At 58.9% G+C, this 16,225-nt stretch carries 16 protein-coding genes; 6 read left to right on the forward strand and 10 right to left on the reverse strand.

Annotated elements, in window-relative coordinates; translation table 11 throughout:
* Positions 1 to 65: 65 nt before the first annotated feature.
* From AC0V6L_RS05145 to AC0V6L_RS05175, 7 genes are all read right to left on the reverse strand, one after another.
* Positions 66 to 539 (reverse strand): hypothetical protein, encoded by a 474-nt coding sequence (locus AC0V6L_RS05145; protein ID WP_486148825.1) that lies wholly within the window; start codon positions 537 to 539, stop codon positions 66 to 68.
* Between the two features lie 61 nt (positions 540 to 600).
* Entirely contained in the window at positions 601 to 1,887 is a 1,287-nt protein-coding gene (locus AC0V6L_RS05150; RefSeq protein WP_486155048.1) for a DUF445 domain-containing protein, read from the reverse strand.
* A gap of 71 nt (positions 1,888 to 1,958) precedes the next feature.
* Positions 1,959 to 5,450 carry an efflux RND transporter permease subunit gene (locus AC0V6L_RS05155; protein ID WP_486153297.1) on the reverse strand — a complete coding sequence of 1,164 codons (3,492 nt, stop codon included), beginning with the start codon at positions 5,448 to 5,450 and terminating at the stop codon, positions 1,959 to 1,961.
* Positions 5,447 to 6,700, reverse strand: a complete 1,254-nt coding sequence (locus tag AC0V6L_RS05160) for an efflux RND transporter periplasmic adaptor subunit (protein ID WP_486153298.1) — start codon at positions 6,698 to 6,700, stop codon at positions 5,447 to 5,449. The genes AC0V6L_RS05155 and AC0V6L_RS05160 overlap by 4 nt, the downstream gene beginning before the upstream one ends.
* 278 nt (positions 6,701 to 6,978) lie before the next feature.
* Positions 6,979 to 7,248: a GlsB/YeaQ/YmgE family stress response membrane protein gene (locus AC0V6L_RS05165; protein WP_486153299.1), complete on the reverse strand. Its 270-nt coding sequence runs from the start codon at positions 7,246 to 7,248 to the stop codon at positions 6,979 to 6,981.
* 106 nt (positions 7,249 to 7,354) lie between these two features.
* Complete coding sequence (gene sciP, locus AC0V6L_RS05170) at positions 7,355 to 7,654, reverse strand: CtrA inhibitor SciP (RefSeq protein ID WP_486148833.1); 300 nt, start codon at positions 7,652 to 7,654, stop codon at positions 7,355 to 7,357.
* Complete coding sequence (locus tag AC0V6L_RS05175; protein WP_486153300.1) at positions 7,651 to 8,058, reverse strand: hypothetical protein; 408 nt, start codon at positions 8,056 to 8,058, stop codon at positions 7,651 to 7,653. Before AC0V6L_RS05175 ends, sciP begins: the two co-directional genes overlap by 4 nt.
* 179 nt (positions 8,059 to 8,237) lie before the next feature.
* Between AC0V6L_RS05175 and mnmA the strand changes: the two genes are divergently transcribed.
* Positions 8,238 to 9,422, forward strand: a complete 1,185-nt coding sequence (gene mnmA / locus AC0V6L_RS05180) for a tRNA 2-thiouridine(34) synthase MnmA (RefSeq protein WP_486153301.1) — start codon at positions 8,238 to 8,240, stop codon at positions 9,420 to 9,422.
* On the opposite strand, the gene AC0V6L_RS05185 is transcribed toward mnmA, so the two are convergent.
* Entirely contained in the window at positions 9,419 to 9,760 is a 342-nt protein-coding gene (locus tag AC0V6L_RS05185) for a hypothetical protein (RefSeq protein WP_486153302.1), read from the reverse strand. The two genes, mnmA and AC0V6L_RS05185, sit on opposite strands and share 4 nt — an antisense overlap.
* A gap of 35 nt (positions 9,761 to 9,795) precedes the next feature.
* Between AC0V6L_RS05185 and AC0V6L_RS05190 the strand changes: the two genes are divergently transcribed.
* The 4 genes from AC0V6L_RS05190 to rfbD all read left to right on the forward strand — a co-directional run bounded on the left by AC0V6L_RS05190 (position 9,796) and on the right by rfbD (position 13,384).
* Positions 9,796 to 10,980 (forward strand): serine hydrolase domain-containing protein, encoded by a 1,185-nt coding sequence (locus tag AC0V6L_RS05190; RefSeq protein ID WP_486153303.1) that lies wholly within the window; start codon positions 9,796 to 9,798, stop codon positions 10,978 to 10,980.
* An 81-nt stretch (positions 10,981 to 11,061) separates the two neighbouring features.
* Positions 11,062 to 11,961, forward strand: coding sequence for a glucose-1-phosphate thymidylyltransferase RfbA (gene rfbA, locus AC0V6L_RS05195; RefSeq protein WP_486153304.1), 900 nt, complete (start codon positions 11,062 to 11,064; stop codon positions 11,959 to 11,961).
* Positions 11,958 to 12,503 (forward strand): dTDP-4-dehydrorhamnose 3,5-epimerase, encoded by a 546-nt coding sequence (rfbC, locus tag AC0V6L_RS05200; RefSeq protein ID WP_486153305.1) that lies wholly within the window; start codon positions 11,958 to 11,960, stop codon positions 12,501 to 12,503. Before rfbA ends, rfbC begins: the two co-directional genes overlap by 4 nt.
* On the forward strand, positions 12,500 to 13,384 hold the full coding sequence (gene rfbD / locus AC0V6L_RS05205) for a dTDP-4-dehydrorhamnose reductase (RefSeq protein ID WP_486153306.1): 885 nt from the start codon (positions 12,500 to 12,502) through the stop codon (positions 13,382 to 13,384). Before rfbC ends, rfbD begins: the two co-directional genes overlap by 4 nt.
* Before the next feature lie 6 nt (positions 13,385 to 13,390).
* Here rfbD and AC0V6L_RS05210 read toward each other — a convergent pair whose 3' ends face one another.
* Positions 13,391 to 14,224, reverse strand: coding sequence for a PhzF family phenazine biosynthesis protein (locus tag AC0V6L_RS05210; protein ID WP_486153307.1), 834 nt, complete (start codon positions 14,222 to 14,224; stop codon positions 13,391 to 13,393).
* 25 nt (positions 14,225 to 14,249) lie between these two features.
* On the reverse strand, positions 14,250 to 14,921 hold the full coding sequence (gene pdxH, locus AC0V6L_RS05215) for a pyridoxamine 5'-phosphate oxidase (protein ID WP_486153308.1): 672 nt from the start codon (positions 14,919 to 14,921) through the stop codon (positions 14,250 to 14,252).
* 265 nt (positions 14,922 to 15,186) lie between these two features.
* On the opposite strand from pdxH, the gene AC0V6L_RS05220 reads away from it, so the two are divergent.
* A complete protein-coding gene (locus tag AC0V6L_RS05220; RefSeq protein WP_486153309.1) occupies positions 15,187 to 16,221 on the forward strand; it encodes a DnaJ C-terminal domain-containing protein in 1,035 nt (344 codons plus the stop codon).
* Positions 16,222 to 16,225: the final 4 nt, after the last annotated feature.

Raw genomic sequence — 16,225 nt, forward strand, 5'->3', positions numbered from 1 at the left:
ATATTGGGAAGGGGATATGGTTGTGCGCGTAGCTGGCCTTGCGTGGCCTTACGCCTTTGGACGGGTTACCGCACGGCAATCTCTTGCTGACGGCGCGCCGCTTTGCGGCCGGGGATCTTGCGCGCCGCTCCGTGAGGATGAGCCGTTATGGCACACAGGCGGGAGGCGCTTTCGGTGGCTTCTTGAACATCGCCCGCAATGATCGCGGCTGCACATAAGGCGCATTCGCGCTGCGCCTGATAGCTGCGATCGCGGGCAACCACTTCGCCCAGCAATCGAAACAGACGAAAACGAGCCTCGTAAAAGCTATCCGCGTCGATGCCTGCTTCGAGGATTGAAAAATACAGCTCATCGCAGGGGTGACGCGAGCCTGGTTTTTCGCGCCACAAGGCGCGCCCTTTGAGAACGAACGCGCCCGCGCTTACATCGAACACGCAATGATCTCGCGCCGTTACCAAAGCGCCATTGATGATCGCCTGCGCGCCGGGGACTAAATGCACTTCATGCGTTGCAGGAGTGGGATTGGATTGTTTGGCCATCTGTCTGTTTTAGACAACATAGGGCCAGTTCGGGCGGGTTAGGGGTTCATACCGATGGGCGTTACATAAGTGAGGTAATGAAATGCAGCGTCATCCCCACCAGCCCGCCCACCAGCGTTCCGTTGATCCGAATGAATTGCAGGTCACGCCCAACCGCATTCTCAATCCGGCCCGTGATCGTCGTTGCGTCCCAGCGCTTGACCGTTTCTGATACCAGCGTGACAATCTCTGACCCATAACGCGTTGCGACACCTGCGGCTGTGCGCCTTGCGAAACGGTTGATTTGAAGCTGCAGGCGGTCATCCTGCTTAAGCGCCTCGCCAAGGTCAGCAAGGCCTTTGCGCATTTCCACGCCCAGCCCGCTTTGCGAATCGCGCGCGCGGCGGATCAGCGACCGGCGAATGCGCTCCCATACGCCCATCCACCATTCCGCAACCGCAGGGTTGTCGATCACATCGCGCTTCATCTTTTCCACCCGCTCACGCATTTCAGGATCGTGCTGCAAATCGCGGGCAAGCTGGGAAAGCCCCTCTTCGATTTTTGAGCGCAAGGGATGCTCTGGATCGACAAGAACTTCGGCGAGCAGCTTATAGAGGCCATCCAGAACGCTGGCGGAAATCCGTTCATCAAGGCCCGTCCAGCGCAGCACGCCATTGGCGCGTTGGTGAATGATGTCGCGCACGGTTTCTTCGTTGTCTTCAAGGGTAAGACCGGCCCAGCGGATGAAGCCATTGATCAAAGGCAAGTGGCTGCGGTCCGCCATTGCGCTTTCGAGCATCCGTCCGGCAAGCGGCGACACATCAATCTTTGCTAGCTGGCCGGCCAGCCCCGAACGCACCTGATTGCCGAGCCTGTCCGGATCGAGCGATTCCAGCACTTCAGCCAGCAATTCCGCTGCGCCTCCAGTAATCCGCGATCGGGCATCCTCATCCGATGCGGGATCAGAGCCCGCCACCAGAAAATCGCCCACGGCGCGCGCGACATTCATTCCCGACATGCGGCGCGCGACAACGGATGGGATCAAGAAATTCTCCTGCAGAAAGCTCGCCATGGTGTCAGCGATCCGGTCCTTGTTTTCCGGGATGATTGCGGTGTGCGGAATGGGCAAGCCAAGCGGGCGGCGAAACAGCGCGGTCACTGCAAACCAATCCGCCAGCCCGCCAACCATCGCCGCTTCGGCAAAAGCGTTCACATATCCCCATGCGGGATGGCCTGAAATGGCAAGGGCATGCGTGCTGAAAAAGACGGCAGCCATCGCGGCAAGCAAGCCGGTCGCGCTCCAACGCATCCGGCGCGCGCGATCATCGCTGAGCGGCTCACCGCCGAACATCATTGGTTTGGAACGCATATCGGACATTGGACGCGGCTTTACCGACATTCCACCATCACTGCCACCTGCGCGGGCAAAGGCTGCGCGGGCTATTCAGCAGGTTGCGCTCCACCGGGACGCGGCAGATCATGATCAGTTGCAATGTCACCTTGGCCAAAGGGGCGAGTGTCATCGCCCGGCTTATAGGTCAGCATCTTATCTCGCAGCCATGGTCCCACACGTTTTTCAAACCCATCAGCAAGGCTGAAGCCAGCGGGCACAATCAGCAGAGTGAGCAAGGTGGACATGATCAGCCCGCCGATCACCACAATTCCCATAGGTTGGCGCCATGCACCATCCCCGGTGAGCGATATGGCCGTGGGGATCATGCCCGCTGTCATCGCAACGGTTGTCATCACGATGGGCTGCGCGCGTTTGTGCCCTGCTTCCATGATGGCTTCAAATTTGTCGGTTCCGCGCGCCATTTCCTCAATGGCAAAATCAATCAGCAGGATCGAGTTTTTGGACACGATGCCCAATAACAGCAAAGTCCCGATGTAAACGGGCATGCTTTGCGGCAAACCTACGAGCCAGATCAGCATGATCCCGCCAAGCGGTGCCAGCGCCAGCGATGTCATATTCACCAGCGGGCTCATCAAGCGTTTGTAGAGAAGGACAAGGCAGGCAAACACCAACAAGACACCGGCGGTGATCGCAACGCTGAGATTGGACAGCAATTCCTGCTGAATTTCATCATCGCCAACTTCATCGCGGATCACGCCGGTGGGCAATTCCTGCAATATCGGCAAAGCATTGATCTGCTCGATCGCATTGCCTCGCAAAACACCGCTACCCAGATCAGCGCCGACGAGCACCCGGCGGTTTTGATTAAACCGCTGAATGGCCGTTGGGCCGGACCCAAACTCAATGCTTGCAACCCGGCTCAATGGCACTGTGCCGCCACTTGACGTTTGCACTGGCAGGTTTTCAATCGTGGTCAAATTGGCGCGGTCATCCTCGCTCAACCTCACCCGGATTGGGATCTGACGGTCGGACAAAGAGAATTTCGCCGTGTTCTGCTCAATCTCGCCGAGCGTCGCAATGCGGATGGCCTGACTGATGGCCAAAGTCGACACGCCAAGCTCTGCGGCGATCTGCTCATTGGGTTTGATCAGAATTTCAGGCCGGCTGAGGTCTGCGCCAATGCGCGGCGCGACAATCGTGTCGATACCCTTCATTTGCTCGACAAGGGTCGTGGCGGTTTTGTTGAGCAATTCCGGATCGGACCCGGCAAGCATGATCGTGATGTCTCGGCCGGAACTGAACCCGATGGAATCGGCGACAAACCGAACCCGCGCATCGGGGATCTGGTTTAAGATCGGTCCCATCTCGCGCTGAAAATCGATCGAAGAACGTTCACGGTCGTCTTTCAAAGTGATGTAGATCGTCGCCTCACCGACCCGGATCCGCTCCAGCATCAGTTCAACTTCTTGTTCTTTGTAAAGGATTTCGGCAACCTGATCGGTGACCCGCTTTGTCCCTTCAAGCGTGGTGCCGGGCACCATCTCAATCGCGATTTCACTGTTGGAATCGTCAATATCGGGCTGGAATTGTCCAGGCACGGTCGACATCAAAACCAATGTGACCAGCAGCGACATCCACCCCGCACCCAGCATCCAGACACGGTGGTCGTAAAAACGAGCGGTGAGGTATTGTGTGCTCTGACCATGCCGCGATCCGACATGAATGAACAATTCGCAAAACTTGAACACAAGCCAACCAGCGGCAAACGCAACCAAGGATGCGAACACCAACAAAAGCACTTCGACCAATTTCGCGACTATGAAAAACGCAGTGCCATATTCATCGTCGGATATTGTGCTGGCAATGCCTTTGGGTATCTCCAGCCCGCCCAGATAATCCCAGACAGAAAAGATAACTGCGCCTGTGACGCCCAACAGGGTTAGCGACAGCAGCAACAGGCTCGGCACGTAAAGCCAGCGCCAGCGCGGCCCCTCAATTCCTTCGCGGCGCGCTGCCATCTTGCTTGAATCGAGAGTCCAGGCGAGCACCTTGCGATAAAGGTTCATCATCGGGCCTTCGCCGTGTTCGGCATGCCCTTTGGCCGAAAGGAAATAGGCCGCCATTAACGGCGTGACCATCCGCGCGACGGCAAGGCTCATCAAAACGGCGACAACCACGGTCAGGCCGAAGTTTTTGAAGAACTGGCCGGTAATGCCCGGCATCAAACCAACGGGCAGGAAGACGGCCACGATACAAAAACTGGTTGCCACCACGGGCAGGCCGATTTCATCGGCGGCATCAATACTCGCCTGATAGGCGGTCTTGCCCATGCGCATATGGCGCACGATGTTTTCGATCTCCACAATGGCATCGTCAACCAGCACTCCTGCGACGAGTCCCAGCGCGAGCAGCGACAGGAAATTGAGATTGAAGCCAAGCAAATCCATGAAGAAGAATGTGGGGATTGCCGAAAGCGGAATGGCAACCGCGCTAATGAAAGTCGCGCGCCAATCGCGCAGGAACAGGAACACCACAACAACCGCCAGCACCGCCCCTTCGATCAGGGCGGACATCGAGCTGGTGTATTGGCTTTTGGTGTATTTGACCGTGTTGAACAGCGGGAGGAATTTCACGTCAGGGTTTTCGACCTGAAGCTCGGCAATTTTTTCCTGCGCTTCTGTGAAAACGGTTAAGTCAGATGCTCCGCGCGCACGGCTCATAAAGAAATTGACCACTTCACGGTCGCGCACTTCGCTGATGGAATTGCGTTCGGAATAGCCATCGCGCACCCGGGCAACTTCGCTCAATCGAACAGTCCGGCCGCCGCCCAATTGAAGTTGCCGCTGCGACAATTCGTAAGCGGTTTCATTGTTGCCCAGCACGCGCAGCGATTGGCGCGTGCCGCCCACTTCGGCCAATCCGCCCGCGGCATCGACATTGGCCTGACGCAGCACATTGTTGATGTCCGAGGCGGTGATGCCATAAGCTTGCATCTTGGCCGGATCGAGGATCACTTCGATCTCGCGGTCTACCCCGCCAAACCGGCCCACTTCTGCCATTCCATCAATAGTCAGCAACCGTTTGCTGACCGTATCGTCGATAAACCAGCTCAGCTGTTCAATCGTCATATCGCTGGCTTCGACGGCATAGATGCCCAGAAATCCGCCGGAAATCTGGGCCTTGATCACCTGCGGTTCCAAGATGCCATTGGGAAGGCTGCCGCGCACCCGGTCAACCGCGTTCTTGACCTCTGCAACAGCGGTGTCGGGATCGTTGCCGATCTCGAATTCCACAAAGGTCCGGGAGCTACCCTCGCTTGCGGTGGATGATACCTGTTTGACCCCGTCAATCGATGTCACCGCGCTTTCGATCTGCTGGGTGATCTGGTTTTCGATCTCTGTCGGCGCAGCACCGGGCTGAGAAATCACCACCTGGACAGCGGGAAATTCAACTTCGGGATTGTTGACGACATCCATTCGCACAAAGCTGACCACACCTGCCAAGGTAACGGCGATGAACATCACCAGCGGGATGATGGGATTGCGGATCGACCACGCGGAAAGGTTGCGGAAATTCATGGGGCTGCGGCTTCTTCGCCAGATTCTTTAGCTGAACCGGCTGCCCCGGCAGCACCTTCGCGCCTTGGCTGAACGGTTTCGCCAGGATTCAAGAACCCGCCAGACCGCAGCACAATGGCCTCGCCCCCTGCCAATCCCTCTGTAATGGCGATCCCATCAGGCGTTACCATGCCGGTTGTAACCGAGCGGCGTTCAGCAGTGTTTTCATCGGTAACGACGTAAACAAAGCTGCCTTCGCTATCGGCAAGAACAGCGCTTTCAGGAAGAACGGTTGCGGTTATTGTCCCGCTTGCGATTTTGGCAGTCGCAAAGCCGCCGGGCCGCAATTCAGAGGCGAATGGCAAAGCAATTCGCGCTGTCCCTTGCCGGGTGTTCGTGTCAACCACGGGGGAAAGCTGCCAGACTTGGCCATTGAAACTTTTCCCAGATCCGGCTGGCGTTACACTGGCGCTGACGCCTTGCGAAATCCCTGCAAGCTGTGTTTCGCTGACCTGGGCGAGCATTTCCATCTCGCCGCCGCGCGCGATGCGGAAAAGCGCTGGTGATCCTGCGCCCACCGTTTGGCCCGGCTCCACATTGCGCTCAAGCACATAGCCCGCAGCAGGTGCAACAACACGAAGCCGCGCGTTTCGGGCACGCAATTCTGCCAATTGAGCCTCAGCCACGCGGACACGGGCGGTCGCGGCATCGCGGGTTGCCGTCAAACGGTCAACATCAGCTTTTGAGACAAAGCCGCGCTCTACCAATTGCAAGGACCGATCAAGATTGGCCTGCGCAAGCTTTGCATCCGCTTTTGCAACGGCGATCTGCGCAGATTGCGCCTGCGCCTGTTGCGCCTGAACCGAACGGTCTATCACGGCGAGCACCTGGCCCGCGCCGACCCATTGGCCAGCATCAACCGGCACGGATAAAACACGCCCACCTTCGCCTTCAACGCCAACAGGCATTTCGCGGCGGGCAGCGATCGTGCCGGGAACTTCGATCACACCATCGACAGTGGTTTGGCCAGCAGCCACCACCGTGACAACGGGCGCTTGAGAGCTGTCATCAGCCGCTTCTTCGGTATCGCCGCCTGCAAATGCGAAGTAAGCGACCAGCGCAGCGCCCAAAGCCAGCACGGCAAACACGCCAATCAGCAACCCGCGCGACCAGCCTCGCTTGCTGGGCCGGTTGGCAGCGTGAACATCGCCGGGCGCAGTGCCGGGGACATATTCCACGTTCTCATCAGTGATTGTTGACTCGTAATTCATCCTGTCGCCTCGCTGCGGTCAAACAAGAATTGCTCGTTTACCTGCCCTGAAAGTGTGTTATCGGCATAACTCACCTCGCGCAAGAGCCATACGCCTCTACTTACTAACGCGCAATGCGCGGTTCGACTGATGACTTTGGCCTTAGACGAAGGGGTTTCTTGCAAAATTCGCTCTCAATGGCTGCAGAATAACAAAAAACGGCGCAGCCCAAAGGCGCGCCGCTTTTTATACTGCCAAAAATCGAGGCAAAAACCCCGATTTTCAAGTCAATTGCGCGTTTATCCGCGAACGCGGCCGCGCTGAATGAGATTAACGATGCCGAGCAGCACAACCGCGCCCACCACCGCAACGATCAAACCTGTGATCGAAAATTCCTTAACGCTGCCGCTGATGCCGAGCAATGGGCCGACAATCATATTGCCGACAACCGAGCCGACGCAGCCGACGACGATATTCCAAAAAATGCCCATCGAGGCATCGCGGTTCATCACCAGGCTAGCGAGCCAGCCAGCGACGCCGCCTACGATCAATGCGATAATCCAACCCATGTTTTCCTCCAAATTGATTGTCTTCATGCAATCAACGGGGGGTCTAGGGATTGTTCCGATAGCGCACAATGCGATCAGGTGCGAAAGTCGGTATGGATTTGTGAGATCAGTACTTAAGCTGGCGCTCGTAAAGGTCGCGGTAATGCTGAATGCGCGTCACTCGCAAGCCCTGCATGCCAGAACGATCAACGGCGCGCTGCCATGAAGCAAACTCTTCGAGTGTCAGCCCATAACGTTCGAGCACTTCATCAATGGTCAGCAGCCCGCCATTCACGGCGGCGACCACTTCGGCCTTGCGCCGCACTACCCAACGCTTGGTTGAAGGCGCGGGCAGATCATCCAGCGTCAAGGGTTCGCCGAGGGGGCCGATCACTTGTGCGGGGCGTATGTCCTGATTCTCAATCATTCACTGTCTCTCGCATCGCCTGTTGTCGCCTCATCCTTGATTTGAAGGATATTGCACTGCGATGCTTTTCGAGCCTCTAAAGCATCAGGGTTAACGGGGCGTTCGTTCTCCGATTGGTCGCGAAAATAGCGCGCTGCAGCGTCACCAAAGCTGGCAGCGCCCGTTCCAATCGTCTTTCCATGATCCCGGTGAAGCAAAAGGCGCAGCTCGCGCGCAGCGTTCAACCGGCTTGTCAATTCGCTCCAGTCAAGTGCCCGCAGCGCATCGCCGCCTTTCGCAAAGGCGGCTTCGGAATCGCCGCGCGCTGTGCCGATCATCAGATCGCCAGCCGCTAACCCAACCGATGCTGAGCCGCGAAAATCGCGATTCGCAGAGGGCACAATAGAAGAAGCTTTTTCAAACATGACCGACTCACTACAGCGCGGTCGTCAAGATGTGGTAAAACCCGGCTTTACTGTCTCTTAGGATTAGCGCGCGGCGATCCGCTAACCAAACGGGCCATCGAAACGCTCCTGAGACGCACACAAATGTGCCTCTGGCTTATCTGGCCGGGTGCACCTATATCGCCCAGCGGAACCCCGCCATGACTGCCACTGCCTCTCTCGACACCTCATCGCCTTTCGGGCTCGACAGCGCCGCGCTGTTCGATTTGCCGCGCGCGCCCGAAGATTGCCGCATCGTTGTCGCGATGAGCGGCGGGGTGGATTCATCGGTCGTTGCCGCGCTCGCCCATGATACAGGTGCTGAGGTTATCGGGATCACGCTGCAACTCTATGATTATGGTGCAGCGACCGGGCGCAAGGGGGCGTGCTGCGCCGGCGATGATATTGCCGATGCGCGTGCGGTGTCGGACAGGCTGGGGATTGCGCATTATGTATTCGATCATGAAAGCGCGTTTCGCGATAGCGTAGTCGATCAGTTTGCCGATGAATATCTGGCCGGGCGCACTCCTGTGCCCTGCATACGCTGCAATATGGGGCCTAAATTCACCGATCTGTTCCGGATGGCGCGCGAATTGGGCGCAGATTGTCTGGCTACGGGGCATTATGTCCAGCGCGTTAAAGGGCCGCAGCAGAGCAATTCCGGCCCGGAACTTTACCGCGCGGTCGATCCAGCGCGCGATCAGTCCTATTTTCTTTACGCCACCACGCAGGACCAGCTGGACTATATCCGCTTTCCGCTTGGCGGTCTGGAAAAGAGCGTCGTTCGCGAACTGGCTGAAAAGGCTGGCCTCAGAAACGCGGCCAAACCGGACAGTCAAGACATCTGCTTTGTGCCCGATGGCAATTACGCCAAGATCGTCACCGATCTGCGGCCCGAAGGCGGCGTACCAGGCGATATCGTCCATGCGGCAAGCGGCGAAGTGCTGGGCCAGCACAAGGGGATCGTCCATTACACTGTGGGTCAGCGCAAGGGCCTGGATATCGGCGGCCAGCCAGAACCGCTTTATGTGATCGCGCTGGATGCGGGAACCCGCACGGTGCGGGTCGGCCCCAAACGCATGCTGGCAGTCGAAAGCGCGACGCTGATCGAAACCAATCGCATTGGCCCAATGCCCGTGGGCGAGCCGCTGACAGCGAAAGTGCGCAGCCTGGCAAAACCTGTGCCGATCACACTGGAGGGACCCTTTGGAGAAGGCGCGGCCACGCAAATACGCTTTGCCGATCCCGAATTCGGCGTCGCGCCGGGACAGGCGGCGGTTATCTATGCAGGTGAGCGGGTGCTGGGCGGCGGGTGGATTGATACCGCCGCATCTGTCCAGGCTTAAGGCTCCCATCTCTCCAGAACACAGCCATACCCATCGCGGTAACTGGCAGTGGCGGAAGTAACCAAGGGAAAGCGCGCGGTGACGCTTTTGGCATCTGCATCCTCGACCAAAGTCACCAATTCCATCCCGCCAAGTTTGTCTTTGGCACAATCATCAAGCGGGCGGCCTGCGACAAAGCGGCACGAACAGGCCACACGCGCGGCATAGCTGGTGCCGACTTCGGCATAGCCGCCAATCGGTTCACGAAAGACATAAAACGCCGCCGCAAAAGCCGCAGCGACAATGATGATAAGCCAAAACGCTATGCGCAAACTTCGGGAATTTCGCGGATTTGCCATTGCCAACCTTTGCCGGGTGCGAGAATGATCGCAGGATGTTCGATCACAGGGCTCTCTTTAAGCGTGCAATAATACGCCTGCCAAGCGTGCTTGGATCAGGCGCGCTGATTTTGGGCGGTGTGACAATCGCTTCGTGCAGCGGCGAAACCGATGGCGCGCTCATGCCGCTTTCCGATGAAGCGATTGCAGCCGTCACGCAGGATGCAGGCGCGCCCCGCGCACAGGTGGCGCGCGCGGTGGACGAATTGTTCACAAAAAAAGGCCTTGGCGAAACCCGAGCGGTTGTTCTGATGGCCAATGGCAAGATTGCAGCTGAACGATATTCGCAAGGGTATAATGCGGACACGCGGTTCTTAAGCTGGTCCATGGCGAAAACGGTCACTGCGGTGCTGATCGGAATGCTGGTTGCTGATGGCAAGTTAAGCGTGAAAGAGCCCGCCCCTGTGCCTTTATGGCAGCGCCCTGGCGATCCGCGCGCGGAGATCACTCTGGAGTATCTTCTTCAGATGCGATCTGGATTGCGCCACACAGAAGCAGGCGATCCGCCTTACGAATCGTCAGAAGTGCGCATGCTGTTCCTGGATGGGCGCGATGATATGGCGCGCTGGGCAATGGAACAGCCTTTGGAAGCCGAGCCCGGCGAGACTTTTGAATATTCATCCAACACCACAGTCATTCTGGCCGATATCGCCGCGCGCGCTCTGACAGACAGCGATGATCCCGAAACGCGCCGCGCGGCTGTGGCAGGCTTTCTTGAAGAACGGCTGTTTGAACCGCTTGGCATGACATCGATTGTGCCGGAATTTGACGCAGCGGGCACATTGATCGGCGGCAGTTTGATGCATGCGAGCGCGCGCGATTATGCCAAATTTGGCGAGTTTATGCGCACTGACGGACAAGCGCCCAGCGGCGAACAATTGGTGCCATCAGGCTGGATTGCGGCGATGACAGCCGCCAGCCCGGCCTCTGAACATTATGGCTATCAAACCTGGATGAACCGGCCCGATGATCGGCTGCAATACCCCCACCCCCTTTTCCCTGATCGCGCGCCGGAAAGCCTGTTCGCGCTGATCGGGCATATGGGGCAATATGTGCTGGTTTCCCCTGAGCAGAATGTAACTTTGGTGCGGCTGGGCCATTCGACCAGCGATGAACGTCCGCTAATGCTGCAAGAGGCTGCTGATGTGATAGCGCTTTATCCGGCGGCAGGGGAGCCATAAGGGGCCAGCGGCGGTGTTCGCTTACGCGCCAGAGTCTGAGTCAGGGTCAGGGGCACCTTATAATATGACGGGGCAGATGTGATGGGGCAGCGCAAAGGCATTATTCTGGCCGGCGGATCAGGCACACGCCTTTATCCGCTGACACGCGGCGTTTCGAAACAGCTGATGCCGATCTTTGACAAGCCAATGATCTATTACCCGCTGAGCACTCTGATGCTGGCGGGCATTCGCGATATCCTGATTATCACCACCCCGCAGGACAGCGAGCAGTTTCAGCGCGTTCTGGGTGATGGGTCCGATTTCGGAATATCGCTGAGCTACGCAGTGCAGCCCCATCCCGAAGGGCTTGCCCAGGCATTTCACATTGGCGCCGATTTTGTGCGCGGAAAGCCAGCGGCGCTGATCCTCGGTGACAATATCTTTTATGGCCACGGCCTGCCGGATCTTTTGCAGCATGCCAACGCCAAGGCAGATGGCGCGAGCATATTTGCTTACCGCGTCACCGATCCCGCCGCATTTGGGGTGGTTGAATTTGACGATGATGGCCGCGCCATCTCAATTGAGGAAAAGCCGCGCGCGCCCAAATCAAACTACGCAGTGACAGGTCTCTATTTCTATGATGAAACAGTGGCGGATCGCGCCCGCGATCTAACGCCATCTGCACGCGGGGAATTGGAGATCACTGATCTTAATCGGCTCTATCTGGATGAAAGCGCGTTATCGGTTGAGATCATGGGGCGCGGTTTCGCCTGGCTTGATACAGGCACGCATGCATCGCTGCTTGATGCGGCGACCTATGTGCGGATCACTGAAGAGCGGCAGGGTCTGAAGATCGCTTGCCCTGAAGAGATCGCATGGCGGCAGGGCTTTATCACCGATGACGAATTGGCGCGGATTGCGCAGCCTTTGCGCAAATCGGGTTATGGCGAATATCTGCTTGGCCTGCTTGAACAGCCCACCGTTCCCGGCCAGCAGCGATGAAGGTTACGCCAACCAAGCTTGATGGCGCGGTTATCATTGAGCCAGCCTTGTTCGGCGATGATCGCGGGTTTTTTACAGAGAGCTGGAATGCGGACAGCTTTGCCAAAGCTGGGCTTGATCTGAGCTTTGTACAGGACAACCATTCGCACTCGCAAAGGGGAGTATTGCGGGGGCTCCATTTCCAGAACCCAAACCCGCAGGGCAAGCTGGTGCGGGTCACGCGCGGGGCGGTGTTTGATGTTGCGGTCGATCTGCGGCGGTCTTCTGCGACGTTTGGGCAATGGGAAGGCGTGCATCTGTCGGCCGCCAATCACCTGATGTTCTATGTGCCAGAGGGGTTTGCGCACGGATTTCTCACGCTCGAGAATGACACCGATTTCCTCTACAAGTGCACCGCGCCCTATGACCCGCAGGCAGAGCATTCGGTCCGCTGGGACGATCCGGCCATCGGCATTGACTGGCCGCTGGATGGAACCGCGCCCATCCTGTCTGACAAGGACCGGGCGAGCGTCCCGCTTGCCGATGCGCGGGTGTTTGCATGAGAGTTCTCATCACCGGGGCGACCGGGCAGCTTGGCGGAGCCTTGCAGCGCACCGCGCCCGCTTCCGCTGAGATCAGCGCGATCAGCAGCGATGACGTCGACCTTGCAGATCACGCCATGCTGCGCGCGCGGCTTGCGGTTGAAGCGCCCGATATCATCATTAACGCCGCCGCCTACACCGCTGTTGATGCTGCCGAGGCGGATGAGGACACCGCCCGCGCCATCAACGCTGATGCGGTGGGCGTTATGGCTGAGGCTATGTCAGGCTCGGGGTCAGGCTCGGGGTCAGGCTCGGGCGGCAAGCTGGTGCATGTCTCAACCGATTTCGTCTTCGATGGCGCAGCCGCCCAGCCCTATCCGCCTGATGCCCCGCGCAATCCGCTATCCGCTTATGGCCGGACCAAGGCAGAGGGCGAGGATCACCTTGGCGCGCGCGATCTGCTGATCCGCACGTCCTGGGTGTATGAGGCGGGCCACTCAAACTTCGTCAACACTATGCTGCGCCTCATGCGCACCCGCGATGAGATCGGCGTGGTTGCCGACCAGGCCGGCTCCCCCACATGGGCCACGGGCCTTGCTCGCACCATTTGGGCGCTGGTCGCGAAAGGCGCGTCTGGCACGTTCCACCATAGCGATGAAGGCATAGTCAGTTGGCACGATTTCGCGCAGGCCATTGCCGAAGAGGCCCATGCGCTTGGCCTGATTGAGCGGATCCCCGCAATCGGCGCAATCGCCACAGCCGAGTATCCCACCGCTGCAAAGCGTCCCGCTTTCTCAGCCCTTGATTGCAGCGCAACCCGCGCCGCCACGGGCATTGCCGGGGTGCCATGGCGCGATCACTTGCGCGAAATGCTCGCCATCGAAGCGGAGCGCATGGGTTAGCTCGCGCTATCCCAGTAGGAAAGTGCCCTCGACAACAGTGGTGCATGGCCCGCCCAGCCACACTCGGTCCCCGTCCAATCGGCAGGTGAGATCGCCGCCGCGCTCGCTTGCCTGATGCGCGGTAAAGCTGTCTCGGCCCAATCGCGCAGCCCAGAACGGGGTTAGCGCGGCATGCGCTGAGCCTGTAACGCTGTCCTCATCCACACCTGCACCGGGTACGAACACGCGGCTGACGATGTCGGACGCTTCGCCCGGTGCGGTGCAGTCGAACTGGTCCGTCCCCAATTCAGCCAGAGCGCGCAGGTTCGGCGCCAAGGCGCGCACTTCAGCTTCGGTTTCGAACAGGAACAGGTTGTATCCGATCTGCTCCCCGCCAGAGCGGTAGGTCGCGACGGGACTGCCGCCGATCAGCGCTGCGGCCTCGGGGTGGTCTTGCGAAGCGGTCGGGATCGCGGGCAGAGCAACCTCATATCCGCCATCTGTCCGGCGCACTTCAAGCACGCCCGATTTGCGCGTGCGGAACGTCACACGATCGCGCGCTTTCCCATCTTCGCTCAGGCCCCAATCGTGATGGCTCAGCAGCGCATGCCCGCTTGCCAGCGTCGCATGACCGCACAGCGCAATCTCGTAGGTTGGCGTGCACCAGCGCAGCTCCCAATCCGCCTCGCCGCTTGTGTCGCGCACGACGAAGGCGGTTTCAGCGAACAGGTTCTCTGCGCCAATCGCTACAAGCTGATCGTCGGGAAGCCATTCATCGAGCACCATGACAGCGGCCTGATTGCCGCCAAAGGGCGAGGCGCTGAATGCGTCGATATGCCAATAGGGGATGCGCAGGGTCATGCTGGGTTCCTTAGGGGTAGAGCGCTCACGGATAGAGCAGCGTATCTGACCACGCCGCATCCGCTGATGCGCGCGTGAAGACGCGGCGATCATGCAGGCGGTTGTCACGGTCCATCCAGAACTCGATTGCACGCGGGTCCAGCGTAAAGCCTGTCCAATGCTGCGGACGCGGCACTTTGCCCGCCTCCTCATGCTCATCCCACAGCGCTTTCACCCGGTTGATATAGGTCTGGCGCGCATCCAGCGGGCGCGACTGGTCCGAGGCGGCGGACCCCACCTGGCTGGTGTAAGCGCGCGAGTGGAAGTAGGCGTCTGCGCGCGCTTCATCCACCGGGATCAGAGGGCCGGATATGCGGATCTGGCGGTTGAGGCTTTTCCAGTGAAACAGCAGCGCCGCTTGCGCATTGGCGGCGATGTCGCATCCTTTGCGGCTGCCGGTGTTGGTGAAGAAGGTGAAGCCGCCGCCGCTCACTCCGTATTCGCGCCCTTCATCACGGCCATGCCCTTTGAGCAGCACCATGCGAACCGAAGGCACTGCATCCCCATCAGCGGTTGCCAGCGCCATCGCATTGGGATCATTGGGCTCGCTCGCGCGTGCTTCATTCATCCACTCGTCGAACAGGCGGTAAGGATCAGCGCCCGCCGCGATCTGGCTATCGGCCAATTGGGCATCACCCAGAGTTGCGGGTTGGTTCATCTTGGCAGACCTCAAACTGAATGATGGACCGCATGTTACACGGTCCTGAGACTAAAAACCGCAACATCCCCAAAGCGCCCTGTGACAGCACAATCGGGCATAAAGCGGCAGCGGCGAACATGCTGTTCGAGATAGGGATTTCGCCGCGCGTAGGAAAGGGGGCACTGATTGCACGCCATACACAATGCCATGCTTTTGCGTTTCATACCGGGCCAGTCTGACAGCGCCCTTGCACGGGGCAACCGTCTCACCTAGCTAACACACGATGGCCGATCCTTACAAAACCCTTGGCGTTGCCCGCACCGCGTCTGAAAAAGACATCAAAAGCGCCTATCGCAAGCTGGCTAAACAGCTGCATCCTGATCGTAACAAGGATAATCCCAAGGCCGCCGAACGCTTTAGCAGCGTCACCAATGCCTATGATCTGTTAAGCGACAAGGACAAACGCGCGCAATTTGATCGCGGGGAAATTGATGGCGATGGCAATCCCATGAACCCCTTTGCCGGGATGGGCGCAGGGGCTGGCGGCGGTATGGGCGGCGCGCGCGGCGGATATGCACGCGGCGGCGCAGGCGGTTTTGGCGGCGGCTTTGGCGGCGGAGGCCCGCGCGGCGGCGGCGGATTTCGTGACAGTGAATTTGGCGGACAGCACCCCGATGATATGGATCTGGGCGATCTGTTCGAAGGGCTGTTTGGCGGCGGCGCGCGCAATCGCGGCGGACCGCCACCCGGCAGCCGGCGCGGATTTGGCCAGCGCCCGCCTGCTTCCCCGCCCAAACGCGGCGCGGATATTCAATACAAATTGAGCGTCCCGTTCGAAGATGCTGCAACCTTGCGCGATCAGCGGATCACGCTGGCCGATGGCAAAGCGATCAATCTGAAACTGCCACGCGGGCTGGATGATGGCACGCAAATGCGCCTGAAAGACAAAGGGCATAGCGGGCCGGGCGGCAATGGCGATGGCATTGTCGAGATCAACATCGCCTCGCATCCATTTTACTGCCGCGATGGCGATCATATCCGCATGGATCTGCCGATCACACTGGATGAGGCGCTGCGCGGGGCGAAAGTCAAATGCCCCACGGTTGATGGCGCGGTTATGCTGACGATCAAACCGGGCACCCATGGCGGCACAATCATGCGTCTGGGCGGCAAAGGCTGGTCCAAGAAAGCCGCAGGCGCGCGAGGCGATCAGCTGGTCACTCTGGAAATACAGCTGCCTGAAGACCTTGAAGCGCTTGATAAAAAACTGGGTGATTGGACCGATCCGGCTAGCCCGCGCGCCAAGTTTGACGCATAAGCCT

Source organism: Erythrobacter sp. JB1-15, from assembly GCF_057365035.1.

What these genes read in the sequence shown, in the direction of transcription:
- AC0V6L_RS05145 (WP_486148825.1), bottom strand. Translation starts at nt 539, where the DNA reads ATGGCCAAACAATCCAATCCCACTCCTGCAACGCATGAAGTGCATTTA.
- AC0V6L_RS05150 (WP_486155048.1), bottom strand. Translation starts at nt 1,887, where the DNA reads ATGCGTTCCAAACCAATGATGTTCGGCGGTGAGCCGCTCAGCGATGAT.
- AC0V6L_RS05155 (WP_486153297.1), bottom strand. Translation starts at nt 5,450, where the DNA reads ATGAATTTCCGCAACCTTTCCGCGTGGTCGATCCGCAATCCCATCATC.
- AC0V6L_RS05160 (WP_486153298.1), bottom strand. Translation starts at nt 6,700, where the DNA reads ATGAATTACGAGTCAACAATCACTGATGAGAACGTGGAATATGTCCCC.
- AC0V6L_RS05165 (WP_486153299.1), bottom strand. Translation starts at nt 7,248, where the DNA reads ATGGGTTGGATTATCGCATTGATCGTAGGCGGCGTCGCTGGCTGGCTC.
- sciP (WP_486148833.1), bottom strand. Translation starts at nt 7,654, where the DNA reads ATGATTGAGAATCAGGACATACGCCCCGCACAAGTGATCGGCCCCCTC.
- AC0V6L_RS05175 (WP_486153300.1), bottom strand. Translation starts at nt 8,058, where the DNA reads ATGTTTGAAAAAGCTTCTTCTATTGTGCCCTCTGCGAATCGCGATTTT.
- mnmA (WP_486153301.1), top strand. Translation starts at nt 8,238, where the DNA reads ATGACTGCCACTGCCTCTCTCGACACCTCATCGCCTTTCGGGCTCGAC.
- AC0V6L_RS05185 (WP_486153302.1), bottom strand. Translation starts at nt 9,760, where the DNA reads ATGGCAAATCCGCGAAATTCCCGAAGTTTGCGCATAGCGTTTTGGCTT.
- AC0V6L_RS05190 (WP_486153303.1), top strand. Translation starts at nt 9,796, where the DNA reads ATGTTCGATCACAGGGCTCTCTTTAAGCGTGCAATAATACGCCTGCCA.
- rfbA (WP_486153304.1), top strand. Translation starts at nt 11,062, where the DNA reads ATGGGGCAGCGCAAAGGCATTATTCTGGCCGGCGGATCAGGCACACGC.
- rfbC (WP_486153305.1), top strand. Translation starts at nt 11,958, where the DNA reads ATGAAGGTTACGCCAACCAAGCTTGATGGCGCGGTTATCATTGAGCCA.
- rfbD (WP_486153306.1), top strand. Translation starts at nt 12,500, where the DNA reads ATGAGAGTTCTCATCACCGGGGCGACCGGGCAGCTTGGCGGAGCCTTG.
- AC0V6L_RS05210 (WP_486153307.1), bottom strand. Translation starts at nt 14,224, where the DNA reads ATGACCCTGCGCATCCCCTATTGGCATATCGACGCATTCAGCGCCTCG.
- pdxH (WP_486153308.1), bottom strand. Translation starts at nt 14,921, where the DNA reads ATGAACCAACCCGCAACTCTGGGTGATGCCCAATTGGCCGATAGCCAG.
- AC0V6L_RS05220 (WP_486153309.1), top strand. Translation starts at nt 15,187, where the DNA reads ATGGCCGATCCTTACAAAACCCTTGGCGTTGCCCGCACCGCGTCTGAA.